Annotated in this window: 21 protein-coding genes; 14 read left to right on the top strand and 7 right to left on the bottom strand. The window is 53.1% G+C overall.

Going from position 1 to position 24,728, the window contains the following annotated elements; translation table 11 throughout:
• Positions 1-100: 100 nt before the first annotated feature.
• The 4 genes from CLV60_RS01420 to CLV60_RS01435 all read right to left on the bottom strand — a co-directional run bounded on the left by CLV60_RS01420 (position 101) and on the right by CLV60_RS01435 (position 2,999).
• A complete protein-coding gene (locus CLV60_RS01420) occupies positions 101-1,165 on the bottom strand; it encodes a FecR family protein (RefSeq protein ID WP_106593596.1) in 1,065 nt (354 codons plus the stop codon).
• Positions 1,166-1,334: 169 nt separating this feature from the next.
• Positions 1,335-1,913 (bottom strand): RNA polymerase sigma factor, encoded by a 579-nt coding sequence (locus tag CLV60_RS01425; protein WP_106593597.1) that lies wholly within the window; start codon positions 1,911-1,913, stop codon positions 1,335-1,337.
• 101 nt (positions 1,914-2,014) lie between these two features.
• On the bottom strand, positions 2,015-2,491 hold the full coding sequence (locus CLV60_RS01430) for a group II truncated hemoglobin (protein WP_106593598.1): 477 nt from the start codon (positions 2,489-2,491) through the stop codon (positions 2,015-2,017).
• Positions 2,492-2,516: 25 nt separating this feature from the next.
• Entirely contained in the window at positions 2,517-2,999 is a 483-nt protein-coding gene (locus CLV60_RS01435; protein ID WP_106593599.1) for a GNAT family N-acetyltransferase, read from the bottom strand.
• 132 nt (positions 3,000-3,131) lie between these two features.
• Here CLV60_RS01435 and CLV60_RS01440 point away from each other — a divergent pair, with 132 nt between their 5' ends.
• Positions 3,132-3,680 (top strand): carboxymuconolactone decarboxylase family protein, encoded by a 549-nt coding sequence (locus CLV60_RS01440; RefSeq protein WP_106593600.1) that lies wholly within the window; start codon positions 3,132-3,134, stop codon positions 3,678-3,680.
• On the opposite strand, the gene CLV60_RS01445 is transcribed toward CLV60_RS01440, so the two are convergent.
• Complete coding sequence (locus CLV60_RS01445) at positions 3,681-4,103, bottom strand: MarR family winged helix-turn-helix transcriptional regulator (RefSeq protein ID WP_106593601.1); 423 nt, start codon at positions 4,101-4,103, stop codon at positions 3,681-3,683.
• A 4-nt stretch (positions 4,104-4,107) separates the two neighbouring features.
• Positions 4,108-4,626, bottom strand: coding sequence for a GNAT family N-acetyltransferase (locus tag CLV60_RS01450; protein WP_106593602.1), 519 nt, complete (start codon positions 4,624-4,626; stop codon positions 4,108-4,110).
• Positions 4,627-4,811: 185 nt separating this feature from the next.
• Here CLV60_RS01450 and CLV60_RS01455 point away from each other — a divergent pair, with 185 nt between their 5' ends.
• The 10 genes from CLV60_RS01455 (at position 4,812) to CLV60_RS01500 (ending at position 18,000) form a co-directional block, all read left to right on the top strand.
• Positions 4,812-5,480 carry a flavin reductase family protein gene (locus CLV60_RS01455; RefSeq protein ID WP_106593603.1) on the top strand — a complete coding sequence of 223 codons (669 nt, stop codon included), beginning with the start codon at positions 4,812-4,814 and terminating at the stop codon, positions 5,478-5,480.
• 77 nt (positions 5,481-5,557) lie between these two features.
• Positions 5,558-6,151: an FMN-dependent NADH-azoreductase gene (locus CLV60_RS01460; protein WP_106593604.1), complete on the top strand. Its 594-nt coding sequence runs from the start codon at positions 5,558-5,560 to the stop codon at positions 6,149-6,151.
• A 64-nt stretch (positions 6,152-6,215) separates the two neighbouring features.
• Entirely contained in the window at positions 6,216-7,733 is a 1,518-nt protein-coding gene (locus CLV60_RS01465; RefSeq protein ID WP_106593605.1) for a TonB-dependent receptor, read from the top strand.
• A 9-nt stretch (positions 7,734-7,742) separates the two neighbouring features.
• Positions 7,743-8,510 carry a TonB-dependent siderophore receptor gene (locus CLV60_RS01470; protein ID WP_262510529.1) on the top strand — a complete coding sequence of 256 codons (768 nt, stop codon included), beginning with the start codon at positions 7,743-7,745 and terminating at the stop codon, positions 8,508-8,510.
• A gap of 310 nt (positions 8,511-8,820) precedes the next feature.
• Entirely contained in the window at positions 8,821-10,839 is a 2,019-nt protein-coding gene (locus tag CLV60_RS01475; RefSeq protein WP_229210760.1) for a sensor histidine kinase, read from the top strand.
• Positions 10,840-11,049: 210 nt separating this feature from the next.
• Positions 11,050-12,528: a ferritin-like domain-containing protein gene (locus CLV60_RS01480; protein ID WP_106593926.1), complete on the top strand. Its 1,479-nt coding sequence runs from the start codon at positions 11,050-11,052 to the stop codon at positions 12,526-12,528.
• A gap of 37 nt (positions 12,529-12,565) precedes the next feature.
• Positions 12,566-14,806, top strand: coding sequence for a hypothetical protein (locus CLV60_RS01485; protein ID WP_106593608.1), 2,241 nt, complete (start codon positions 12,566-12,568; stop codon positions 14,804-14,806).
• A complete protein-coding gene (locus tag CLV60_RS01490) occupies positions 14,790-16,157 on the top strand; it encodes a radical SAM/SPASM domain-containing protein (protein ID WP_106593609.1) in 1,368 nt (455 codons plus the stop codon). Before CLV60_RS01485 ends, CLV60_RS01490 begins: the two co-directional genes overlap by 17 nt.
• 6 nt (positions 16,158-16,163) lie before the next feature.
• On the top strand, positions 16,164-17,633 hold the full coding sequence (qhpG, locus tag CLV60_RS01495; RefSeq protein WP_106593610.1) for a flavin-dependent monooxygenase QhpG: 1,470 nt from the start codon (positions 16,164-16,166) through the stop codon (positions 17,631-17,633).
• Between the two features lie 40 nt (positions 17,634-17,673).
• On the top strand, positions 17,674-18,000 hold the full coding sequence (locus CLV60_RS01500; RefSeq protein ID WP_106593927.1) for a phosphoribosylpyrophosphate synthetase: 327 nt from the start codon (positions 17,674-17,676) through the stop codon (positions 17,998-18,000).
• 10 nt (positions 18,001-18,010) lie between these two features.
• Here CLV60_RS01500 and CLV60_RS01505 read toward each other — a convergent pair whose 3' ends face one another.
• On the bottom strand, positions 18,011-19,210 hold the full coding sequence (locus CLV60_RS01505) for an outer membrane protein assembly factor BamB family protein (protein WP_106593928.1): 1,200 nt from the start codon (positions 19,208-19,210) through the stop codon (positions 18,011-18,013).
• A gap of 153 nt (positions 19,211-19,363) precedes the next feature.
• Between CLV60_RS01505 and CLV60_RS01510 the strand changes: the two genes are divergently transcribed.
• The 3 genes from CLV60_RS01510 to CLV60_RS01520 all read left to right on the top strand — a co-directional run bounded on the left by CLV60_RS01510 (position 19,364) and on the right by CLV60_RS01520 (position 24,719).
• Positions 19,364-19,957: an RNA polymerase sigma factor gene (locus CLV60_RS01510; protein ID WP_106593611.1), complete on the top strand. Its 594-nt coding sequence runs from the start codon at positions 19,364-19,366 to the stop codon at positions 19,955-19,957.
• 78 nt (positions 19,958-20,035) lie between these two features.
• Positions 20,036-21,109, top strand: a complete 1,074-nt coding sequence (locus CLV60_RS01515; RefSeq protein ID WP_106593612.1) for a FecR family protein — start codon at positions 20,036-20,038, stop codon at positions 21,107-21,109.
• 205 nt (positions 21,110-21,314) lie between these two features.
• A complete protein-coding gene (locus tag CLV60_RS01520) occupies positions 21,315-24,719 on the top strand; it encodes a TonB-dependent receptor (protein ID WP_170118688.1) in 3,405 nt (1,134 codons plus the stop codon).
• Positions 24,720-24,728: the final 9 nt, after the last annotated feature.

Below are 24,728 nucleotides of genomic sequence, written 5' to 3' on the forward strand. Positions count from 1 at the left end.
TGGGAAAGTACTTGACCGGCAGGGTAGCTTTCTGCCGGTTTCTTTTTGGGGGACTTTTGGACAGGTTTAATGCATAGGCAGTTTTTAGGTGAAACAAAAATTACTTGCAGCCGGCCGCCGAAACCAGGATTCGCGTTCCCTGGACCTCATAGGAGCCGTCGTTGGACTGGCAAATCAAATCGAGCTGATCGAACAGCGACATACTGGTAAGGTCACCGGTAAATGTGCATTCATTCACTGCATCGCCGGACACGACGATATCTACCCCGTAAGCATCTTCGAGGCGCTGGAAAATTTCGGGTAATGCCATGTTTTTGTAAATCGCAGGCGGCAGCTCCGCGTGGGCAGTGAGCAGCACCGGCTTGTCGACGAGGCTGGTCATCAGATGCCCGCTTTCCTCGAAATAGGTCACGCGCTGGTTCGGGGTCAGGATAACCCTTTTGTTGAATTGGTGCTTCGTCTGGGAGGCGTCTTTTTCGGAGCCGATGCTTTCGTTTTCGAATACGGAAACCTTTCCGCACACCACTTCAACCTGCATTTGATGTTCTTCTCTTCCTTTTTTTACCCAGAAACTCGTGCCCAGTACGCGCGTCACGAGCTTGCCGCTGTACACGAAAAACGGGCGGCGGCTGTCTTTGGTAATGTTGAAAAACGCGTCGCCGGTGAGCTGCACCTCGCGTTTTGCGGCTGAGAACTGGCGGGGGTAGGTCAGCGCGGCGCCAGGGGCGAGGGTTACCTCGCTGCTATCGACCAGTTTGACGCGCATCGGGCGGGCGGTGCTGTTAGCTGTCGAAACCAGGCCTTCCTGACTTGCTTCCAGCAATAATGTATCGCCTGCTACCGTGCCCGGAGCAGGCTTGTTTGAAAAAAAATAAAACAACGACAGCGATACGATCAGCACGGCCGCAACCGAGCCGAAAATGCGTACCGTCATGGGCGACAGCCGTGGCAGGAATGTTCTGGTCTTTCCGGACGCTTTCCTTTCGTGCTGGATGGCGCTCCACATCCGGGCTTTCAGAACCGATTTCTCGGTATCTGAGAGTTCGGCCTGCGGCGCGCCGCTTTGTACCTGGTTGTACCATGCGTGGATGCGGTCTCTTTCCGCGGGACTGCATTTGCCCTCGCGGTACTTTAAAAGCAAGCTTTCAATTTCGTCGTAACTCATCGGTTCAGGGGGGTGGTTGGCTCAGGATGTTTTTTATCTGATTCAACCTCTAAACCGTATTGGCTCCGTATTGTCCCTGAATGTTTTTAAAATAACTTGGAAAGTTTATGTAAAATAAGGGGTTTGGCCCTGAACTTCCTTTAAAAATGCAACGTGTTCGGGATGGCGGTCAGGAGAAAATGCTGAGCAGGAGGAGGAGAAGTGTTTCGTTCAGGTACTCGCGGACGGCCTTGGAGGCTTTGCTGAGATGGTATTCGACCGTCTTTTCGGACAGGTTCATGAATTCGGCGATCTGGGCGATCGTCCAGCTTTCGATCCGGCTCAGCTTGAACATTTCACGCGTTTGGGCAGGAAATGGTTTGAGGCCTTCGTCGATGTTGCGCAGTAGCTCGTTGTAGGCTACCTCGTCTTCGGTATAATGCTCGTGCTGGCTTGCAAATGCCTGATAATAGGCGAGGTACCGGCTGCGCGGGCCGGATTTCCGGATGTGGTCGATGACTTCGAACCGCACGGCGGAAAAAAGGTAGTAGTTCAGCGTGGTGGTCCGCAGGTTCGCACGCTCGTTCCAGAGACGCGTAAAAATGTCCTGTACGATTTCCTCCGCAATGTGCCGTTGCCCGAGCTTATGGAATGCAGCCCTGTACATCGGGTACCAATACTCATCGTAAATAGCGGTAAAGGCCCATTCCTGCCCCGAGCATAAAGCTTCCAGCAGCTGCTGGTCAGAAACTCGTGGGCTTTGCGGCATTTTAGTGAAGAGGTGTCAAGTTTACGTTTTTGACAAAGTTATATTTTTTGGTTTGATATTCATATTCTATTCCGGCCGGTTGGAATTTGGCGAATGCGGCCTCATCCGAGGTAGGGGCCTCCCGGAACACCCCAGCCCCATTTGGGCATTGGTTCGTCCGGGTTCATCTGCAAATCGTTGCTGTTGGAGTTGATGACGGCGATGCGTGTACCCCATTCGATGTAGGCGACAAATGCCGAACGGAACTCCGGGTCGTCGGGCAGCTTGATTTCATCGGCCGTCTCCAGAAGCAGCGAAACCCAGCGCTGGCGGTGCTGCTCGGTAAGATGTTTGGCCAAATGCTTCTGGATCATTTTGAAATGACTGCCTTCCGAGGTGCTGTACCATTCCGGCCCGCCCAGTACCTCGGCAATGAAATGCGCTACATGCACCTGGTGATCGGGCGACATATGCTTGAAGACCGGTTCCAGAAGCGGGTCTTGGAGAACCTTTTGGTAGAACAGGCGAGTCAGGTTTTCGAAAACGGGCATTCCGCCGGCCCAGTCGAATAAGGTGGGGATTGAAGTCTGTTGTGTCATGGCAGATGATTGGGGAAGTATTGTTCTATTTAATTGAAATCACTGAGGGCGCCAGTACCATATCGTAGCGATCGAGGCCGGGAGCGTAGAAATCCGGGGTAACCTGCGTAACGCGGAATCCCAGTTTTTCGAAGAACGGGAAACTCAATTGGGTCGTATCCAGGATCACCGATGCACCTGGCCGAAGCTCCCGGATTTTGTTTAAGCGAAACGTCAGCAGCTGTTTTCCGATGCCTTTCCGGTGAAACTGCCGCGCTACCATGCCCCACACGAGCCCGGCAGTGTTGGGCTCGTTGTCAGGGAAATAGAATCCTGCGCAGGCGGCAATTTGATTCTCTATTTCAACGACGTAATAGTAAAGTGAATCCTCGTCTTTTCCTTGCGAGAGGTCGTCGAGCAGTTGTTGAAACTCTATCTTTTCATGATCCGCAAAAAACTCGGGGTGATTGCCTTCAAATGCCCGGATGCACCCGGAATAGTCGGAGGCCTGGTAAGGACGGATTGTCATTTCGGTGGTAAAAGTAGGTTTTACCTCCCAATGTATTACTTTTTAGCCCGGTAACCGTAGTACCCCGAGTGAATGGCATGGAAAACTCCGGCGGCCGGAAGCATTTTGAATTAAAACTTACATTTCGAAACAATGAAAAACATCACAGTTCCTTCCCGAGACCAGGTAAGCCCCGAATCACAGGAAATTTTTGACACCATGTCAAAACGGTTGGGGCGGATGCCCAATCTGTACGCGACAATAGGCTACTCGGCGACCTCCCTTAAGGCCATGCTGGCTTCTGAAGAGAGCGTTAGCCATGGCGTTTTCACTGCGAAAGAACGGGAGGCGATTTACCTCGTGGTGTCGGAAGTAAACCACTGCGACTACTGCCTCGCCGCGCACACGCTGCTTGCGCGCAAGAGAGGATTTACCGACGAGGAGATCGTCGGCCTGCGTAAAGGCCATGCCACCGATCCCAGGCTGCACAGTGCCGTCCAGCTCGCGAAAGCCATCGCGGAAAACAAGGGACAGGCCAGTGAAGCCGTGAAAGACGCTTTTTTCGCGGCAGGATATGACGAAGCCGCATTGATGGACCTGATTTCGCTCGTAACGGTACGCACATTCACTAACTACGTGTACGCGCTCACGAAAATACCGGTCGATTACCCGGCAGTTGCGCCGATTCAGGCGGAAAAATAGTTAACGCAGGATTTGTAAAATCCGCGTCATGGAGCTCACGAGCGTTTCCAGCTTTGAATCATCCAAATTTGCGGTGATTTTCTCAATTTGCTGATTGGAAGCGGCATCGAGCTCCTTAAAAACCTTCATTCCGGGCTGGGTGAGCGATAGCACTGAGGCGCGTTTGTCGTTTTCGGATGCTTTTCGCTCGATCAGCCCTTCTTTTTCAAACTTTTTGAGGATACGGCTCAGGTAGCCTTTGTCGATACTCAGCGTTTCGATGATGTCGGAAGCCCGGCATTCGCCATTGGAAGCGATTTCAAACAGTATCCGGCCCTCGGCCAGTGAATAGGGGCTGTCGAGCAGGTGACTATCCAGCAACCCGAGCAAATCGGTGTAGAACCTGTTGAAACTTCTGATCTGTTGAACCTGCTGGTCTGTCATCGGGCTATTGATTTAATGTCAATTCGTATTTCTGCTCCGTCAATTCCTTGTCGAATGCATCGGATAGCCTTTGCTCGGAAAGTACGAAACCATATCGCTCATACAGCGCTATGGCCGCTTGCTGATCTTCCGTGGTCCAGAGATAGGCGTGCTTGCAGCCGGTGGATGTCATGAATGCGACGAACTCGCCCATTAATTTCTTCCCCAGACCAATGCCCCGGTATTCGGGTAAAAAAATGAAGTAGCGAAGCTGAACGGCATCGGCCCTGTGCTGCGCAACCAGGCAGCCGACCACCCGGTTATCGTGTTCGCAAAGCCAGAGTTTGTCTTTTTCAGGATCATATTGCTGTGCGAACTCACCCAGCCCTTTCAAAACATAGGCTTCAAAATTCAAACCATAGCCGCATTCCTTGGCGTAGATGTCGCCATGGATCGAGGCAATCAGTCCCAGGTCTCCCGGCCTGAGCGTGTTTCGGATAGTCACGTCGGATAGGAGTGGTTTTGCAGCGTCGGGTGTGTTCATTTTGCTGGTTATTAATTAGTTATTGTTGTATCGCGACTGGGTGATAGCCAGAAAAGCGCCTTCCGTCGTTACAAAATTGAAAAATATAGTTGACTTTGTCAACTATATGGAAAAGTATTGCCGCAAGAAACGGGTTTGCAAGCGGAGAAATATTTGGCTGTTTTGATGAAAAAACAAACTGAAAAATGCATCACATCAGCAACCCGTCTATTCTGTATTTTGGTACCCCTGTCGTATTGGTAGGCACGACCAACTCCGATGAAAGCCTTAATCTTGCACCCATTTCGTCCGCATTTTGGCTGGGCTACCGCTGCATGATCGGCATTGCGGCCCATTCGAAAACTACGGAAAATATCCTGCGGACAAAGGAATGCGTACTCAATCTTCCGTCTGTGGATCAGGCAGGGGCTGTCGACAGGCTTGCGCTCCTGACCGGAAGTAACCCCGTGCCTGCGGGGAAAGCCTTAAAGGGTTATGTGCACGAAGCGGACAAGTTCGGCAGGGCCGGATTGACCCCGCTCGAATCGACGATGGTGAAGGCGCCGAGGGTACTAGAATGTCCTGTGCATTTGGAAGCAGCGTTTGTTGCGATTCATCCTTTTGCGGCTGAAACGGGCATCGAAAACATCCGAAGCGTGACGCTGGAATTAAAAATCCTGCGGGTTCATTTAGACGATTCCATTGTTTCCGACCAGAATCCCCATCACGTTGACCCTGATAAATGGCGGCCGCTCATCATGAGTTTTCAGCAGTTTTACGGGCTGGGGGCACAGGTGTATCCCTCCAAGCTCGCCACTGTTCCGGAGCAGCTTTACCGGACTCGGGATACCGAACTGGCTGTGGCAGGCATTTAATCCGCCTTCCGGCTTACCCTCTTTTTTGTCCCCGTTTCGAAATGCCGGTCGTCATGGCATAAAAAGCATGACGAAAAATGAAAACTGCATTACACATTACTTCCAGTGCGCGGGGCGCGCAATCGTACAGCCGGCGCCTGAGCGCGGCAATCATCCAGAAATTAACCGACAGAAAAGAGATCGGTATAGTCGTAGAGCGGGACCTGGCGCAGTCGCCCCCGCCGTTTCTGGACGAAAACCTGATCGGGGAATTTTACAAATACCCTGATCAAGTCTCCGATGAAGGAAAGCAACTGCTCAGCTATGCCAATGCGATTTTCGACGAGATCGATCAGGCAGATATCATCGTCATCAGCACGCCTACGCATAACCTCGGCGTTTCCGCGCAGTTGAAGGCCTGGCTTGATCAGCTGGTGCGCGTTGGGCTTACGTATCAATTCACTGAAGACGGTTCAAGAGCAGGTTGCTTTCAAAACAAGAAAGTGTACCTGGCCATAGCCTCGGGCGGCAAGCAGGCGTTCTGGCCGGAGGGGTACGAGTTTATCGAATCCTACATCAAAGCGGTGTTCAGCGCTTACACCGGCATGACGGACGTTTCCACTTTCCGGGTGGAAGGCACCGCGATGGGAAAGCCGGAAATCAACTATGAGGAAATTTTGCAAAACCTGTAATCGCAGGCAAACGCTTTTACATATTTGTCATTATTTTTAATGAGTCCAAATAAATAAAAAGCAAATGAGTCGATTTCTAGCATTGGTTTTCTGCATATTATCCGTACAGAGTTTTGCCCAGACGGGCACGATCAGGGGCTCGGTAACCACTTCCGACGGCAAACCGGCCGAGTTTGTCAATATTAGCCTTGGAAAAACCGCAAGGGGAGCAGTCGTGAATGAAGCCGGACATTATGTTCTTAACAAGGTGCCCGCGGGCACTTACACGCTGACGGCCAGCTTTACGGGCCTCGTTGCGCAGACGAGTACCGTAACAGTCGCTGCCGGGGAGACGAGTTCGGTGGATTTTACGCTCGCCGAGGACAACCGCCAATTGCAGGAGGTGGTTGTCCGAAGCGATAACCGGCTGACGAACAAGGAGACCGATTATGTGGCCCGGATGCCGCTGAAAAACCTGGAAAATCCGCAGGTTTACAATGTGGTAGGCAAGGACCTGATGAAGGAGCAGATGATGACCGACGTAAAAGAAGTCTTCCGCGCTGCGCCGGGTGTTGCACCCACGGAATACGTTACCGGCAGCTTTGCCGTGGTGTTCAGGGGATTCACCAATTTCGACTATGCCCGGAATGGGATGGCGACCTCGGTTTACAGAACGGGCACCGAAATCGCTAACCTGGAACGCATTGAGTTGATCAAAGGCCCGTCCGGCACGCTTTTCGGCTCGCAGGTATCTACTTTCGGAGGCGCCATGAACCTTGTTACCAAAAAGCCCTACGCGGGTTTTGGTGGCGAAGTGACTTACAGCATGGGAAGCTTCGATCTGAGCAGGGCTACCGTCGACCTTAATACCCCGCTGGACCAGGAGAAAAAGGTGTTACTGAGGTTCAATGCCGTGCAGCACCAGCAGTACAGCTCCAACGAATATGGTAAGAACAAGCGGTTTGTCATTGCACCGAGCCTTTCCTACCAGGCCAGCGACCGCCTTTCGTTCCTGTTCGATTTCGAGTATTTCAAAAGCAATGCCACCCGGTTGGCCTACACGCTGCTTTTCGCGGACGAGGTGCCATTCAGGTCGGCCAAGGATATTCCGCTGGGTTTCAAAAAATCTTTCTTTGAGAATGATCTGCTCAGCGACGCGCAGGCCACCAAATACTTTGGGCAGGCCAAGTACCAGATCAGCAAAAACTGGACATCGACGACGGGCATATCCCACGTAAATGAGTTTTTGAACCATAGTTACCAACCTTACGTGAACTGGATCAGCGCCGATACCGCCGTGACGAGCATCCGGCATTTCGGCCCAAGGGAAAGGACTTACGCCAACGTGCAGCAGAATTTCAACGGCAGCTTTCATACAGGAAGATTTCATCACAACCTGCTGATCGGCGCCAGCTATGAGTATAATGACGAATCGGTCACTTACCAGATCGTGCCTCTCGATAAAATCAATGTTAACAAACCCTTTGCAAAAGCAGGCCTGAGCCGGGTTAACAGTGCCCTAGCCGACCCCGCGACGCCCACCTCGCACGACGCGTACGGGGGTAATGCGCTCGGGATCTATGTGTCAGACGTGATCAGCTAGACCGACCGACTGTCGACCATGCTGAGCCTGCGCTATGACCGGTTCGAGCAGACTTACGAAGGAGGTTTCGTACAGCCATCGCTTTCGCCTAAGCTGGGGATCGTTTATCAAGTCGTGAAAGACCAGGTATCGTTGTTTGGAAACTTTATGAATGGTTTCCGTAACCAGGGGCCTGTTGAGCAGCCCAACGGCAGTCTCTTCAAACCGAAACCGGTATTTGCCAATCAGCTGGAAGGAGGCGTAAAAGCCGAATTGCCCGGAGGAAAACTGGGCGGAAGTGTCAGCTATTATTACATTAATATAGACAATGCGCTGCGTACCGACGACGCGCAATATAGTTTTCAGGATGGCCGGCAGGTGAGCAAGGGTATCGAGGTAGAGCTTACCGCCAATCCCGTGGCCGGGCTTAATGTGATCGCCGGGTATGGTTTCAATGAAAACAAGTTTGTAAAAGCCGATGTATACGAAGGTAAGTTTGAAACGCAGGCGCCTCAGCACATTGTCAACTACTGGCTGAGCTATCGCCTTCCTTTCCAGGTTCTGAAAGGCGTCGGCCTGGGTTTTGGCGGGAACTATGTGAGTGAATCCTATTTGAATTCCAGCAACACTTACGCGATTCCGGCCTATCACGTGACGAATGCGACGGCATTTTATCAGAGGGATAAATGGAAGCTCGGTTTGAAGCTAAACAACCTGTCCAATGCGAAGTACTGGGACTCCGTCGGGAACCCGCAATTCACCAGAAACTTTGTGGCGACTTTTTCTTTCAGGTTTTGACGGTATCCGGTTGACAACCAAAGGTATAGTGCAAATGCCGGCAGCTTCCCGCGATGGGACGGCTGCCGGCCTTTTTGATTTGCTTGCCTTACTGAATTTTTTCTACAATTTTTCAGTACGAATTGTGTAGATTTTTGCTGACTTTTCGATCCTGATCTGTCCATCAACATACTGTAAAACAGGGGTGAATTGTACAAAACGCATACGCTTTTGTATCTCCCGGTATCATTGTAAAAGAGAAACCCATCTGAAAGCGATGAATAACCAATCTGGCCTGCTGTTGCCCTCTTTACAGTGTAGGATTATTCTGATGTTTCTCGTTTTAATCGCGTGCTTCGCGGGGTGCCGGAAGTCGGAGAAAACAGGTCATGACGTGCAGCTGAAAGCACGGATCGACAGCCTCGACCGGACCTCACGGATAACCGGCAGCCGCAAGGCGATCGCCAGTCTGGATTCTTTCATGGCTACGCTGCCGCGGAAAAACATCCACGACAGTATTCTCTATTTCAAATTCATGAAGGTGCTGAGCCATCGCGATTCCACAATGAACGCCGCCGCATTCGCTTATACCGACAGTCTGCTGGGGCTCTTTGCGTCTGCGCATGCCCGCGAGGAAAACCCGATCGACTATTCGAAGGCGCTGTTGCTAAAAGGAGACGATTTATTGAAACAAAAGGAATATTATCAGGCCTACCGCAACTATTATAAAGGCAAATCCTTTCTGCTTTCGAGGGGAGAAATATGTGAATGCGCGCGGTACAGCAGCAGGATCGCCAATATTTCATTCAAGGAAGAAAACTACTACCAGGCCATTGAATACTGGAAGCACGAATTGGAGGAGCTGGCGCAATGCAGGGAGCCGGAGAATTTTCAGTTGGAGTTTATTGAAAAACAGGGTAGTATGCGAAATGTCGGCATCGCCTATATGCTGATCAACGAGCCGGGCAAGGCGCTCGATTACTTCAACCAGGCCGACCGGTTTATCACCCGAAATGCCGCTCGGTTTCCGAAGGAGCAGAATTTTATCCGGTTCGCACGGATCGTTATTTTGCGAAACAAGGCGGAGGCTTATGCGCTGAAAGGCGATAACCGTACTGCCGAACGATTGATCAAAAAATGCCTCGAACACGATCCGAGCATTGACTGGTCTATCGACGTCGAGCGGGAATCGCGGCAGATACTGGCGCAAATTTACATCGATTCGAAGGAGTATGATAAAGCGCAGGCCCAGCTGGACTCGCTGAGAAAGCTCCCGGGGGCGGCCGGCAACCCGGCCGCGAACAGTTTGTACCGGACCATGCAGGCATCCATTTCATACGGTCGCGGGGATTTTAAAGAGGCCGGTAAACTGCTTCTGGCTAACGTGGAGGCGGAGCGCAACGGGAAGCTGAAAAGAAATGCACAAAGCAAAAATAACGTCGGACATTTGTTGCAGCAGGTCCAGCGCGAGCATGAAATTGAGCTGGCTGCCCAAAAAGATGAACGCGAAGGTCTGATCCTCCGGTTTTCGGTACTGCTCACTTTTGCGATGGCCGTCATTGTGTACCTGATCTGGCGAAATACCCGGAAAACGATTCACAACCTGCGTGCAGTAACCAAACTGAATGGCGTGATCACACAGAGCAATATCGCATTGCAGGATACCGTCAATGCATTGGAGGAGTCGGAGGTGGAAAAGGAAAAAATGCTGCGGATCGTGGCGCACGATTTGCGGAACCCCATCGCCGCGATGATCTCCGGCGCGGACGTGCTTTTCTGGGACCAGCCTCCGTCCGAGGAACAGGCCATGCTCGTCAACGCGATCCAGCAGTCGGGCCAACTGGCGTTCGGGCTGATCGGCCAGATATTGCAGGCGGGGCCCGACAAGAAAAAAATCAGCAAAAGCGAGGAAGACCTGGCCGAAATCGTGCAGTCTTGCATTGATATGCTGAGCTACAAGGGCAAGGAAAAACGGCAGACGATTCACTATGATTATGAGAAGGCAATGGTACCTGTCGACCGGGAAAAGATCTGGCGTGTATTTTCTAATCTACTAAGCAATGCGGTCAAATTTTCGCCGCAGGAAAGTGCTATTAACGTCAATTTAAAAAAGGATTCGAACCTGACGTTGCTTAGTGTTCAGGATCACGGTATCGGGATTCCGGATGATCTCAAAGGACATATATTTCTGTCGACCAACGACGCCAGGAGGGTAGGGACCGCCGGCGAGCAGTCGTTCGGGATCGGACTTTCGATCTGCAAGCAAATCGTGGAAGCGCACGGGGGCAAGATCTGGTTCGAATCGGTGAGCGGCATCGGAACCACCTTTTTCGTGGAGTTGCCCGATTGACCGTTTAATAAATCCTTCTCCCCATTCTTTAAAAAATAATAGTCTTTCAAAGGTAGTTTATGTAACTATTTGCTTTTTGCATATAGAATTACTTCGAAGTAGCTTTTTGGCGCCCCACTAAATTCCTTTCAGATTACCCGTATCAATAGGCCGTTGCACCTGCAATGGTTTGGAAATGTATTGCCTACCTGTTTCACAAAAATGATCATCATGGACGAAAAACAATTGAGGAAATCTTTCATTGACCCGGTTCTCGAATGGGCGAGGGCTAATCAGAAGCCCAAAGAACTTCGCCTGGCCAAAGGGTTGGAAGCGGCATCGGAAGCCGCTGCGGAGCCTGAGGAAATGCCATTTGTAGTACCCCAGCAGTTTACCGGAAAAGATTACATTACCATGCTGCTGCACGTCGACGCCGAGATCGAACACGGCCTGATGCTGCAATACCTGTATTCGGCTTACAGCATCGGCGGGCCGCAGATCCCCGAAAAGTACCGTGAGCGGGTGCATAACTGGAAAAATATTATCCTGGGAATAGCCAAGGAGGAAATGGGGCACTTTATTTCAGTGCAAAATGTGTTGAAGATCATCGGCGCACCGTTGAACTTTGGCCGTGAAAGTTACCCTTGGGATGTGCCGTTCTACCCGTTTCCTTTCACACTGGAAAAATTCACGCTCCGCTCACTGGCGAAGTACGTATATGCCGAGGCGCCAGCGGAATGGCTCAGCAGCGACGATCCCGTGGCGAAGGAAATCAACAAGACCGTGCACGCGCAGGCGTCGGACCCGCATACCGTGGGGGCGCTTTTCAAAGTTTTGCTGCAACTGATCCAGGACCCGGACGTGATCTCGGACGATGCATTTCAGCCCGGTACCTATCCCTATCAGGCCAAATTCGACGAATGGGGCCGGGGTTATACCGGGGGCGACAGGGGCAGCGCGAAGGATAACAAGTTCACCAAAAGCCCCGACGTGCTCGTCGCGCCGCTGCTCTCGCGCGACGACGCCTATAATGCCCTCGAACAGATCGCCGAGCAGGGCGAGGGCGACGAGCTCGACTCCGACACACCTTCACATTTCGAGCGCTTTTTATTCATCTACAATGATTTCAAAGCCATTCTGAAAGAGACTGGCGGCAAATTCGACCCGGCTTATAATGTTGCGACCAATCCGTTTGCCGGTGACCCCGATCACGCGGGCACAGCCTCGAACGAACCCGCCGACGAAATGGAGCAGAACGAGATCACCACCGAGGACGGCATTTTGTGGGCCAATCTGTTCGATACCCGGTACCGGCTGCTGCTTAATTTCCTTGCCCACAGTTTCCTGCTCGACAACGGCAATAACAATGTCGGATCATTCACGCCGCGTGGCCTGATCATCAACTCCACTTTCGGGGAAATGTACAATTTGCGAAGCCTGGCAACCATTCTGGTGCAAACGCCGCTGTCGAAGAAAGGCAAGCTCATGGCCGGCCCGCCGTTCACATCGCCGTACAGCTTCGATCTGCCTTTCGGGGAACACAATCGCTGGCGCCTGCACCGTGACCTGCTGGTTGCGTCCGGTAATCTCATCGAGAATCTCAAAGCACTTAAGAACCAGCCACACAGCCAGTACCTGAATGCTTTGCAGGAGATCGACCGTAAGCTGCTCGAAGCGATTGCCCAATTGATGCAGGCTGAGCTGGCCTGAGTTTCTCAACATATTAAAGCCAAAACCATTGCCGGATATGAAAATTCTAGCATTAAGAATACTTCCTCCCATTGCACTCGGGCGTCTGGGCGAATCAGACAAGCCGATGGCTGCCTATAACCTCACATTATCCCGGGACAAACCCCTGGATTTCCGGAAAATTGTTCCGGAACAGTCGTTCCAGGTGCATCCCTCGACCGGCGAAATAACGGCCTACCAGCCGGAGCGGGTCGCATTTAAAGACGCCGAAAACCTGGAAGACAAAACCGGAAAGGCACACCCGGTGGCGCCGTTCCTGGAAGTGTTCGCCATTACCGACAAGCAACCCGACAAGCTGGTGCCGCTTACGGTCGATTTGCTCAAAAAAGCAGGCCACGAGCTGGAAGATATCAGCTGGGACGTGCAGGTGGGTAACATCAAGATATTCAGAAGGACCAATGATGAAAATGACAAGATGTACGCGACGATCGACGGCATCCGGTCGCACGAGCTGAAACCCTTGCAGGGCAAATGCGCCAACTTCCTCAAAGGCAAAACGCTGCCGCTCGGGTTTGTGCAGTTCATTAAGCCTACACCCGATTTTCCGGAAATAAGGTTCCGGTTCACGCCCGCGGCAGGAAAAGTGTACGGGTCGAGCCTGGTCAGGTTTAACAATGGCAAGGAGCAGGTAGACCCCGTGTTTGCCGGGCGGCGCGACGACCCTATTTTGTATGATACTAAAAAGGGGAAATGGCGTGGCTATTCGGAAACGAGCACGCCTAATCCGCTCTATACCAACCCGGCGCAGATATTCGCCGGCTATTCGGATGCGAATGGCAACCAGGTAAGCTGGGGGTATCTGGACGACGAATGTGACGGGTTTGTTACCGTAAAGCTCACCGGTCGGGACGGAAAAACGCAGTTTGCGAAAGCGCATATCAGCGCCGGGCCTCCTGCGTACGCGCCCGACACGCTGCCTATCCGCGTGGTGTCCGACGAACTGGAACAAATCCTGAAAGGTACCGACGTCGACGGAGAAGTGACGATCGAGGAAGCGGAGGAAATTGTGCGCCGCGCATTCGAAACGATCCGCCTGATGAACACGGCCATCATGAACGGCAATGCCTACGAAGGTAAACTGAATGTCGCGAGTACAATGGTACGGCAGAATACCAACGACTTCGGGCGCCTGTATGAGCCGATTATGGCTACCTCACTCGTGGACAACATGGCATTGCAGGTACTGCACGAACGCGTTTTTGCGGGCCTTAGTACCGGTGCTTCGCCCTGGTTTGAAGACTTGCTGCGGAAACCCGAGGAAATCGGCGACCTTTCGGCCAAAACCCTTCGCAAAATGCCCGCATTGATGCGCGGAGCGGATGGCCGCTCGCTCACATTTACCAAACGGCAGATCAATATGGTGATCAAAGCCGCGGCCAGATCACTCATGCCGGAGACAGACGCGGCAGATGCTTCGGGCGACGATCCACTGGTGCCGTCCAACCTGACCGCTCAGCTGCATTACCGGGGGAAAGGAAACCCGGTGAGCGTATTGCCGCGTACGGCGATCTCCAACTGCTTTCCCGGCCTGGAATTCGACTTCCGCAACCTGTGGCGCCGTGCATTCCAGGGCATTGTCCTGATCGAAAACAACAACTATGTGATCGACGCCGACAAGTCACTCGCACATTTGATCCATCACCGCCTGGTAGCTATTGACGGCAAACCAACGATGGTAGCCACTTCGGGACCCGTATTTCCCGACGGCGATAGTGTTCCGCTGCGCACCCAGGACAATCCGAACGGGGTGTCGTTCATGGAATGGTCCAACTCGATGGTGAATGTGCTGCAAAAACAAGGGCAGCAGGTAGCTTGCTATTTTACGGCAGAACAAAGCACACACGAGGTGGTGGTGGATTTGGATAAACTCGAAGACCCGGCGCTGTATACCAAGGTTATGCTGACGGTCAATAAGGTTTTCGAGGGCGATAGCGCCACGCTTTCGGAGCAGATTATCAAGCCCGGCGAACTCACCCAGGGACTTTGCGCCCCGTGGCAGAACGACTACCGCGAATGCGCCTGCTACTATTGGGCCGCCAGCCGTCCCGATTACGTGAATGTCGTGCCCGACGAGAAAGGGCTCAGCACCGGCGATAGCTGGATGGCCAAGAAACGTACCGGCAAATACATTCCCGATGACCGCGTGAATACCCGGTTGTTGTCCTATGACGACCTGTTTATCAACTGGCAGGGCGAACTCAACTTTATCGTGGAAGGAAAAGATGCACTTAACAGCTGAAATGGAACCGGCTGTGGCGGTTTCACGACTGGCCGGGACGATCGCCGCACAGTCCCGGCCGAAATCGCCGTCGGCCCACCTGATCAAAGGCAGGCAAACGCAACTTTTTATTCCGAACGGCAGCAGGCTGTACGCCGTGGCGGGCGATGTGGAGCAGAGGATCGCGCGTGCGCTGGACGCAGGCGACGAGGCCGAATTGCAGGATTTACTGACCAGGTTCGGCCTGTCCGCACCCGATTATGTCGATACCACGCCGCTGGAAAGCCCCAGGCTCTACGCACTTTCGCTCGCTATTGCCCAGAAATGCAATATGGGCTGTACCTATTGCTACGCCGACCAGGGTAGTTTTGGCGGGCGGGCCAAAAGCATGTCGCTGGACACGGCACTGCGGGCGATAGACCTCCTGATGGACCAATGTCCCGAGGGTGAAAAGGTGCAGCTGACATTCCTGGGTGGTGAACCGCTCGCCAACCGCAAAGCCCTGATGGAAGCGACGGCCTATGCGGTGGCCAAAGCCGAGAAAAGGGGGATTAAAGTAGGTTTTTCGATCACAACCAATGGTACGATGGTTACCGAAGCCGATGCCCGTTTTTTTGAGGAATATGGCTTCGCGGTCACTGTCAGTCTGGACGGGATTGGTAAAAGCCATGATTTACAAAGGCCTATGAAAGGCGGCAAGGGCAGTTTCGACCTGATCATGAGGAATCTGCGGCCGTTGCTGGCCATGCAGGGGAAAATGCAGGTTTCCGCCCGGGTTACCGTCACGCCCCGTAACCTCGATTTGCCGGTTATGCTCGATGAATTCATTCAAATGGGCTTTCATAGCGTCGGTTTTTCGCCTTTGCTGCGATCGATGAACGGTCGCGACGAAATGGGGCCGGAAGAGCTTTCGGTATTGCTCGAAAACATGATCGCCTGCGGCCTGAACTTCGAAAAGAATGTGCTGGCAGGCAGGCGGTACCCATTTTTGAATATGGTGAATGCATTGAAGGAAATCTCCAAAGGCACGCACCGGCCGTATCCCTGCGGGGCGGGCGCCGGTTACATGGGGGTCTCGGCTGATGAAGAGCTTTTTGCCTGCCACCGTTTCGTAAACGAGGACGAAGGCAAAATGGGTAACCTGACCGGCGGCGTCGACGCGGCTTTGCAAAACGGCTGGCTCTCGTCACGTCATGTGAGCAGCCAGAGCCCGTGCACGCAATGCTGGGCGCGTTATCTGTGCGGGGGCGGGTGCCATCACGAGGTAATCGCCAAGGGGCGCACCGCCTGCGACTATATCCGCTCCTGGCTGCATTATACGATACAGGCGCATGAGCGGCTGGCACGTTTGAAACCCGGGTGGAATATGTAATCGGTTATGATTCAGGATTTTGAAATCATAGTTGTCGGTGCCGGGCCGGCGGGGCTTACCGCGGCGATCCGCCTGCTCGAAATGGGCCATTCGGTGGCGCTGGTCGAACAAGCCGCATTTCCGCGTCCGCAGATCGGGGAGTCGCTTTCACCCGGCGTACGCGCCATTTTCGATTACCTCGGTGCCGGCCACCTGCTGGAAGATGCTTACTACTTGCATAACATACCTGCCAGAATTGCGTGGGGCGGGGGAGAACCCGCCCTCCTGCAACCTGGCCAACGGGGAGCAGGGCTGATGGTCGACAGGGCGCATTTGGACGCAAAGTTGCTGGCATTGGCGGTCGGTAAGGGGGTACGCCTCTTTCAACCCGCACGAATGGCCGCATCGACTTTTCAAAATGACCGGTACCAATTGAAAATACAGTCGGCGACGGGTGATCACCGCATTACCTGCCGCATGGTGCTGGATGCCCGAGGGCGCAATGGGGCGCATGCCCGCGAGCTTATGCACCTCGCGCCCGCGTCTGTTGCATTATGGACGCACGTACCTGCGAACAAGATGCCTTGCGAAGCCCGTATTGAAACGGTAGACGAAGGCTGGATATGGGGCGCACCGGTGCCGGGAGGCCAGTACCGGATCATGGCTTTTACGGATCCTGATTCAATCAAGGGGATGGGGCACAGGGATATTATGCAGGAAATGCTCTCCCGCTCACAGCTGTTTGGCATTGTGGCTGCTGATCATCTGAATTCAAACCTGAAAACCTGCCTCGTGAGCGCCTACGTGCACTCATGCCCGTGGGAACATCAATTCATCAAAATCGGTGAGGCCGCATTTGCCCTCGATCCGCTTTCCTCCACGGGGGTGGAAGCGGCGATGCGCTTTTCCCTGCAAGCCGCCATTGCCGTCCATACCATGCTTGCCGCCGGAGAGCACGGCGTCGCGAAGTCATTTTATGAGCATAAACTGGCCGAAGCAGTCACCATTCATTCGCGCTGGACTTCGGAGTACTATGCGGAAGCCGGCAAAGCGGATGCCTCCTTTCCTTTTTGGGAGAAACGGAGACGTTTCCGCATCGACGAAATAGCAGTCGTGAATGATTTTACCACATTGGTAAAACAGCGACTTATGCAGCGGCCAGCGCAGCACGGGTCGGGTAACCCCGCCGCCGCGGTGCCTATTGATCCACTCATCCGGTTCCTCTGGGACAAACCCGTCCGCCTCTCCGGCCAGCTCGCATTCAGTTCCGAATTTGCCGTCACCGGTAACCGTGTCGAAGTCCGGCGTGCATTGGTACACCCGAACCTTTCCAGGCCGATGATTTACCTGAATCAGATCGAAGTCCCGCCGCTCCTGCATGCATTGAGCGAAGGCGATACTTACGGCACCGCAATCGAAACCTGGTGCCGCATTGTACCTTATCAAGATGTCAAAAAGGTATTGGGATTCCTTTGGAGCGCGGAGATTGTTCAGTAGTATTGTAGTGGTGCTTTTTATCCATAAACCTTTTCGAAAAATGGAACCATACCGTTACGATACGCTCAGCGAAGCCGTAAATGACCTGCAAAAAAGAGGTTATACCCATGATTTTCTGATTGAGGACGGGGCGGAATGCCTGTTCTGCAAACAGCGTTCACTTGAACTGTCTCCGGAAGAGTTCGTGATTGATGAAATCCATCGTTTCGAAGGCATGACCGACCCCGCCGATGAAAGCATTGTGTTTGCCATATCTTCGTCGCAACACGACATACACGGGCTGGTGATTAACAGCTTTGGCGCGGATTTTGGGTACAGATCTTCAAAACTGGTCGAAGATCTGCACAGAAGGGCCCGTGGGAACTGAAATAAATGGGCTAGGGGCGTAGGTATTCGCGCGTGTTCAACGCATAGAAATGCCCGTTGGCATCCCCGAAATACAGCATTCCGTCCGTAGCCACGGGCCCCGAAAGGATCGAGCCCAGCGAAAGGATGTGCTTTTCGGCTTGCAAATAATTGTCGCCGTACATATCGAAATCTTTGCGGATATGGTCGGTGTCGTCGTACACGAGCGCGTGGTTTTTCTTGCTTTCGTCGGTCTGGAAAGTTTTGATCACTTTGCCGGTTTCCGGGTCGGCGAAATAGACCCTGCCATTGAAGCAGCCGAATACCAGCTTGTTCTCAACGATCATGGCCGTTGCATACACCCGCATGTTGAGCGGCATGATCCAGTTCACTTTCCCGGTTTCGGCATTCAGCGAATAAAACTGGTGCGTATCCGACGTACCTACGAACAGGTTCCCCTTGTAGAGAGTAGGTGTGGCAATCACCCAGCTGCCCTTTTCTTTCATGTTCCATTTCTGCTCGCCGGTTTTGGTATTTAAACTATAAATGTAAAAATCGCGGCTGCCGAAAATCACCTGCTCATCATCGACGTGGGCGGCCCGCTGTACTTCCCCTTTCGGAAATGCCGGATCGCCCAAAGTTTTGAATTTCCAGATCAGACTACCGCTCTGCGCATCGAGCACATAGAAATGGCCGTCGTAGCTGCCGATGAAGACCTTGCCGTTGTGCACTACCGGTGAAGCATGTACGACGCCCCCGGTTTTGAATTTCCAACGTAACTTTCCCGACTCGATATCGATCGCGTACACCGAGCTGTCGCCACTGCCGGCGTACAATGTATTGCCCTCCGCGACGGGTGAGGACAGGTAATAATCCCAAATGTCGTACTGCTGCTCGCCCCCGGTTTTAAAGGTCCAAAGCAGCTTGCCCTTTGTCTTGTCTACGGCATAAATGTTGCCATCGGCGCTGTTGAACAGCACTTTGCCGGCGGTCACCGCGGGCGTGGATCTGATCGCTCCGGCCGTGGGGTATTTCCAGAGCTGCTTGCCCGTAGCTTTATCGAGGGCATACAAATTCATGTCATTACTCCCGAAATAGACGACTTTGTCCGTCACGGCAGGTGCGCCGTGAATGCCTCCCGCAGTCGGAAATTTCCATTGAATTGGTTGCTGGGCGAAGGCCGGGGTAATAAGGATCAGGCAAAACAGGAAGAGGTTCAATTGTTTTTTCATGGCTGGTTAAAGAAAGGATAGGTGTGCCCGCAAGTTATATGAAAATAGTCAAAGCACATGGGCGGAATAAAATTTCAGGGCATTTTTGAATTCCTTACAAAATGAGTAAAATGCACAATTATTCTCTAATTGTCCTAACCCGCACCCTGGTAAATGTCAGACTCTACGCTTCCGGATTCACAACTTTGGCGCCTGATCAAGGACGATGACCAGGCTGCCTACACAGCCCTTTTCCGGAAATATTACCCTGCATTGCTCGGCTACGGCAAGTCACTGACCGACCACCACGGACTGGCCGGCGATTGCGTGCAGGAAACATTCATGGAAGTGTGGCTGTACCGCCGAAACCTCGCCGTACCCGACTCGGTGCGGGCATACCTGCTGGCAGGCGTACGCAGGCGTATCGCGCGCCGCCTCGAACGCGACCGCATTTTCAGGCATTCACGCGACATTGGCGAAACCGAGTTTTCCTTTCAGTTTACCCCGCTCGACGAGATGATCTCCGACGAGGAGACGCGCCGGCAGGTACATCAGCTCAATACCCTGCTGAACCAGCTTCCCGCGCGCCAGCGCGAGGCGCTGTATCTCCGTTACCACCAGCAGCTCGATATCGACGAAATCGCCCGACTGATGCAGATCAATCCGCAGTCGGCATCCAACCTGCTTCATCGGGGAATCAAGCACATCCGGGAAGTTTGGGTAGGAGAGATACACACGCTTGCGCTGCTCCTTTGTGTGTATTTTTAAATTTTTTATCAAAAAAATAAAAATTGGTGAGTATCGCCCGGCGGTACTGTCCTCTCCTGCCTGAAAAACCACTACTTCATGCAGCGAGAAAGCTATACTACCGTTACGCAGTTTTGTGACGATGCATTGTTCCGGGACTGGGTGATCACCGGGCGTGATCATGCGGGCTGGGCGCAGTGGCTCGAAGCGAATGCCGACAAGCAACGGCTGGTGCAGGAAGCGCGTTACCTCATCCTGGCGATGGGAAACGACGCCCCCGGTGCCACGGCCGGTGAAACCGATCAGGCGCTCGAAGAGACCTGGTGGCGGATCCACGAGCAGGAGCACCGCGTGCGGCCCCTTGCGCTCGCGCGCTGGTGGCGCGTGGCGGCTGCGGTTCTGGTATTTGCGCTCGGGCTGGGTTGGTATGTGTCGCGTCAACATTCGGGCGGAACGGATATTGCTGTACGCAAGCCGTCGGCTACCTCGCCGGAAATCAGGGATATCGGGATTTACAACGATTCCAAGGTACCCCGTCTGGTGAACCTTGAAGATGGCAGTACGATTATCCTCCAACCTGGTGGAAAACTGAGCTATCCGAGGACCTTCGCGGCGCAAAAACGTGAAGTACATTTATCAGGTGAGGCGTTTTTTGAAGTCAGTAAAAACCGGCTGCGCCCGTTCCTGGTCTACACCAACGACATTGTGACGGAAGTAGTAGGAACCAGCTTCCGCATCAAAGCGGCGGACGATCAGCCCGAAGTGGAGGTTTTTGTGAAAACGGGTGAAGTACATGTCCGGCAGATCAAACCGAAAGACAGCGAGGTGGCCGAGAATGTGGTGCTACTTCCAAACCAGTCGGTCAGCTATGTAAAATCCCGCAGCCTTTTTGAAAAACCCGAAAATAAGGATATCCCGAAACGGGCGATCGAATACCTGAATTTCGATTTCGCAGATGCGCCCGTCGCGACGATTTTTTCAACCCTGGAAAGTGCTTATGGCGTCACGATTGACTATCCGCACGACGTCTTACGCGACTGTTACCTTTCCACCTCGTTGTCCGATGAACCACTTTTGTCGAAACTGAAAATCGTCTGCGAAAGTATCAGCTCCGGTACGCAGTTCCGCATGGAAGGAAACCACGTGATTGTAGAATCCACCGGATGTAATTAATGTCCCGCCTATGAATTAACCAACCTGTATACAAAAAAGAGCCGGACTGGTTGCAGCAGGCCGGCTCCCGAAATCCACAACTCCGATTGCATTACGCCCTGGGAGTGGGGTGTTATTGCCCAATTTTTCTCTCGAATCGAAACAATAAACCGTCAAATCTATGAAGAAAACTTTGACTGCCAAACGCTTATTGTGTCAACTCTTAATGAAGTCGTTACAACAAATCGTCCTTTTGATTGTCGTAGCCCAGCTGGCAATGGCCGGACCGCTGGCCGGTCAGAACCTGTTGGAAAAAAGAGTTACGCTGAATCTCAACCGCGCTACGCTCGGCAGCGCATTACAGCAGCTGGAAAAAACAGCTGAAATCAAATTCTCCTACAACTCGCGCATGCTGCCGCTGAAATTCACGGTGAGCCTGAATGCCCAGAACGAACCGCTTGCCGCGGTGCTCGACAAGCTGTTGCTGCCCAACAAAATCAGCTACAAGCAGGTGAGCAACCGCATTGTCCTGCGGACCCAACCGGAGGTGATCAACGCCGTGGAACCGGCGCTGAGCCCGAATGCGCCGAAGTACGCCACCGTGGTGGAAGACCGCTCGCTGGTAGGCAAGGTTACCGGGGAAAAAGGCGAGGGCCTGCCGGGAATCAATATCGTGATCAAAGGCAGCCAGCGCGGCGCCGTAACGAATACCGACGGCAGTTACAGCCTCCTGGTGCCTGATGGCCCGCAGACGGTCGTGTTTTCTTCGGTAGGCTATATTTCACAGGAAATAGTGGTTTCAGCGGAACGTACAGCCCTGGACGTTGCCATGAAAGTAGACGAGAAAGCGCTAGAAGAAGTGGTTGTGGTGGGTTACGGAACACAAAAGAAGGTGAACCTTACTGGCTCGGTAGCGACTGTCAATGTCGGCAATATGCAGAGCCGCCAGGTAAGCAACAGCCTTGCCGCATTGCAGGGGCAGGTTACGGGCTTGCGCATCAGTCAGGGAACGGGTATGCCCGGCCGCGAGAGCGTGTCATTGCAACTCCGCGGAGCCAGTTCCTGGGGTACCAACACGAGCCCGCTGGTTTTGGTAGATGGCGTGGTAGGTTCGTTGGATGTACTGCCTATGTCGGATATCGAAAGCATTTCGGTGCTGAAAGACGCGGCCTCGGCCTCCATCTACGGAGCGCGGGCGGCGAATGGGGTGATCCTCGTGACCACCAAGCAAGGCAAGAAGGGCAAGCCCGCGTTGACCTACAATATGTCGCTTCGTACGCAGTCGCCCACTGGCGTGCCGAACCAGATATGGAATTCGGGGCAGTATATGGAGCTATTCAACAAAGCAGTGGCCCGCAATGCCGTGAGCGCGGTGCCATTTCCGCAATCGCTGATCGACAAATACAAGGATCCGAACCGGAACAAGGATATGTTCCCCGATTACAACTGGGCGGATGCCGTATGGAAATCGGCCCCGATGCAGGAGCATAATGTGGGCGTGAATGGCGGTTCCGATGCATTTAAATACAATATGTCGGCCGGGATCATCGATCAGAAGGGCGTGCTGATGGGCCACAATTACAAGCGTTTCAACGGGCTGGCGAATCTCTCGACGACGATCAACAAGTATATTACAGTGGGTACCAACGTGAGTTACATGAAAGGCAATTCGGTTTCTCCTTACTACGAAAACCAGAATTTCGTGCTCATGACCATGACCCAGGCACCGCTTGTGAAGCCTTATTTACCCGACGGCAGCGGCCGCTACACCGACAAAGCCGTACCAACGGGCGTCGGCGGCACGCAGAACAACCGGAACCCGTTCTGGATCGCGAACGAGACCTACCGGGATTATGAAGACTGGCAGGCCAACGTGCAGGGATGGCTCGACGTGAATTTCCTGCAAACCGAGAAAATGGGATTGAAATGGAGTTCCAAATATGCTTCCCGCTTCGCCGAGCAGTTCCGCAATATCTACCACTACGGGGCGGATGCCTACTATTATTTGCCCGAAAGCGAGTACGCAACCGGCGGCGCCAATGTATACCAGAAAGGCACGCCATTCGGGCCGGAGGCATTGGGCGTGACCAACGGCAACTACCGGACGCTGCTGAGTACCTTCTATTCGTCGGTGAACTGGAACTGGAACCCCGACCGGCAGGACATTTCACTCATGGTAGGTTACAGCCAGGAAGAGCAGAAATACCGCTGGCTGGGCGGCACCCGCAGCGTATTCCCTGTGAAGAATATGTACGAGCTCGACGGCATGGGACCTCTGAACCAGACGACCACCGGCGGTTTGACCGAATGGGCCTTCCAATCGCTTTTCGGGCGCGCTACCTATGCATTTGCGCAGAAGTATTTGGTAGAGGCTAATTTCAGATATGACGGAACTTCGCGCATTTACAAGGACAGCCGCTGGGGTTTTTTCCCTTCCGCGTCAGCCGCATGGCGGATCAGCGAGGAGGCATTTATACGTGACCGCGCCAACTGGATCGACAACCTGAAACTCAGGGCTTCTTATGGATTGCTGGGTAATGCCAATATCGGCGAGTACCCGTGGCAGGAAACTTATGTTACAACTACTTACGCATTCAATGAGGCATTGAACCAGGGTGTTCAGCAGAATGCGTACCGCAATCGCGAGCTGAAATGGGAGGAAACCAAAACCGCCGATATCGGGCTGGATTTCAGCCTCAAAAATGAACTGATCTATGGAACGATCGACTGGTACAACAAATCCACGACCGGAATCCTGGCCGGCGCCATTATCCCTGCCAGCGCCGGGATGTCGGCTCCTACCATCAACTACGGAGCACTCCGGAACTATGGCGTGGAGGTAGAGCTGGGTCACAAGGGTAAGGTAGGTGCGGTGGAGTACGGCATCAATGCACAAGTATCGGCCAACCGTAACAAAGTCGTGAAATTCCCCGCACCGGCATACAGCAACCGGATCATCAAGGAAGGGTTGCCTTATCAGGATTACTACCTGTATGAATACACCGGCCTTTTCAAATCTGAGGAGGAACTCAAAGCCGTGGTAACACCCGGTAACCCGCAACTGGGGGATATTAAATTCAAAGATCAGAACAACGACGGCAAGATCGACGGTGACGACCGCATTCGCGTGAAGGGCGCTTATCCCGGCTTTATTTACTCTTTTGGCGGCAATGTAAGATGGAAGAACTTCGACCTCGCGTTTTTCTTCCAGGGAGTAGAAGGCCAGAAGGTGAGAACGTTTTTCTTTGGTGAAGACCCATTCTCGCAAGGCTCATCCCCGCATCCCAAGTTCCTCAATGCCTACGATCCCGTAACCAACCCGAATTCTGATATACCGGCCATTTACGGCTGGGGATATGCGCCTATGACCGGCGGAACGGCCCAGAACTCGACGTATTTCCTCAAAGACGCGTCTTACCTGCGCTTGAAAAACTTGCAGATCGGCTACACCATCCCGGCTTCGGTTACGAAAAAAGTGGGTATCAATCACCTGAAAGTGTTTGTCACAGGCGACAATATCCTCACGTTCACCAAGTACCCCGACCTCGATCCCGAACGCGCGGGAGACGGCTGGCATGCACAATATCCGCAGCTGAAAGTTTATTCAGTAGGGTTGAACCTGAGATTCTGATTGGTATAA

This window comes from Dyadobacter jiangsuensis, from assembly GCF_003014695.1.
GTDB classification, from domain to species: Bacteria; Bacteroidota; Bacteroidia; order Cytophagales; family Spirosomataceae; genus Dyadobacter; species Dyadobacter jiangsuensis.

Excerpts from the sequence above, each read along its gene's own strand:
- CLV60_RS01515 (WP_106593612.1), top strand. The coding sequence starts at position 20,036 with ATGCAGCGAGAAAGCTATACTACCGTTACGCAGTTTTGTGACGATGCA.
- CLV60_RS01490 (WP_106593609.1), top strand. The coding sequence starts at position 14,790 with ATGCACTTAACAGCTGAAATGGAACCGGCTGTGGCGGTTTCACGACTG.
- CLV60_RS01420 (WP_106593596.1), bottom strand. The coding sequence starts at position 1,165 with ATGAGTTACGACGAAATTGAAAGCTTGCTTTTAAAGTACCGCGAGGGC.
- CLV60_RS01465 (WP_106593605.1), top strand. The coding sequence starts at position 6,216 with ATGAGTCGATTTCTAGCATTGGTTTTCTGCATATTATCCGTACAGAGT.
- qhpG (WP_106593610.1), top strand. The coding sequence starts at position 16,164 with ATGATTCAGGATTTTGAAATCATAGTTGTCGGTGCCGGGCCGGCGGGG.
- CLV60_RS01445 (WP_106593601.1), bottom strand. The coding sequence starts at position 4,103 with ATGACAGACCAGCAGGTTCAACAGATCAGAAGTTTCAACAGGTTCTAC.
- CLV60_RS01450 (WP_106593602.1), bottom strand. The coding sequence starts at position 4,626 with ATGAACACACCCGACGCTGCAAAACCACTCCTATCCGACGTGACTATC.
- CLV60_RS01500 (WP_106593927.1), top strand. The coding sequence starts at position 17,674 with ATGGAACCATACCGTTACGATACGCTCAGCGAAGCCGTAAATGACCTG.
- CLV60_RS01485 (WP_106593608.1), top strand. The coding sequence starts at position 12,566 with ATGAAAATTCTAGCATTAAGAATACTTCCTCCCATTGCACTCGGGCGT.
- CLV60_RS01440 (WP_106593600.1), top strand. The coding sequence starts at position 3,132 with ATGAAAAACATCACAGTTCCTTCCCGAGACCAGGTAAGCCCCGAATCA.
- CLV60_RS01425 (WP_106593597.1), bottom strand. The coding sequence starts at position 1,913 with ATGCCGCAAAGCCCACGAGTTTCTGACCAGCAGCTGCTGGAAGCTTTA.
- CLV60_RS01430 (WP_106593598.1), bottom strand. The coding sequence starts at position 2,491 with ATGACACAACAGACTTCAATCCCCACCTTATTCGACTGGGCCGGCGGA.
- CLV60_RS01460 (WP_106593604.1), top strand. The coding sequence starts at position 5,558 with ATGAAAACTGCATTACACATTACTTCCAGTGCGCGGGGCGCGCAATCG.
- CLV60_RS01520 (WP_170118688.1), top strand. The coding sequence starts at position 21,315 with ATGAAGTCGTTACAACAAATCGTCCTTTTGATTGTCGTAGCCCAGCTG.
- CLV60_RS01435 (WP_106593599.1), bottom strand. The coding sequence starts at position 2,999 with ATGACAATCCGTCCTTACCAGGCCTCCGACTATTCCGGGTGCATCCGG.
- CLV60_RS01505 (WP_106593928.1), bottom strand. The coding sequence starts at position 19,210 with ATGAAAAAACAATTGAACCTCTTCCTGTTTTGCCTGATCCTTATTACC.
- CLV60_RS01480 (WP_106593926.1), top strand. The coding sequence starts at position 11,050 with ATGGACGAAAAACAATTGAGGAAATCTTTCATTGACCCGGTTCTCGAA.
- CLV60_RS01510 (WP_106593611.1), top strand. The coding sequence starts at position 19,364 with ATGTCAGACTCTACGCTTCCGGATTCACAACTTTGGCGCCTGATCAAG.
- CLV60_RS01455 (WP_106593603.1), top strand. The coding sequence starts at position 4,812 with ATGCATCACATCAGCAACCCGTCTATTCTGTATTTTGGTACCCCTGTC.
- CLV60_RS01475 (WP_229210760.1), top strand. The coding sequence starts at position 8,821 with ATGTTTCTCGTTTTAATCGCGTGCTTCGCGGGGTGCCGGAAGTCGGAG.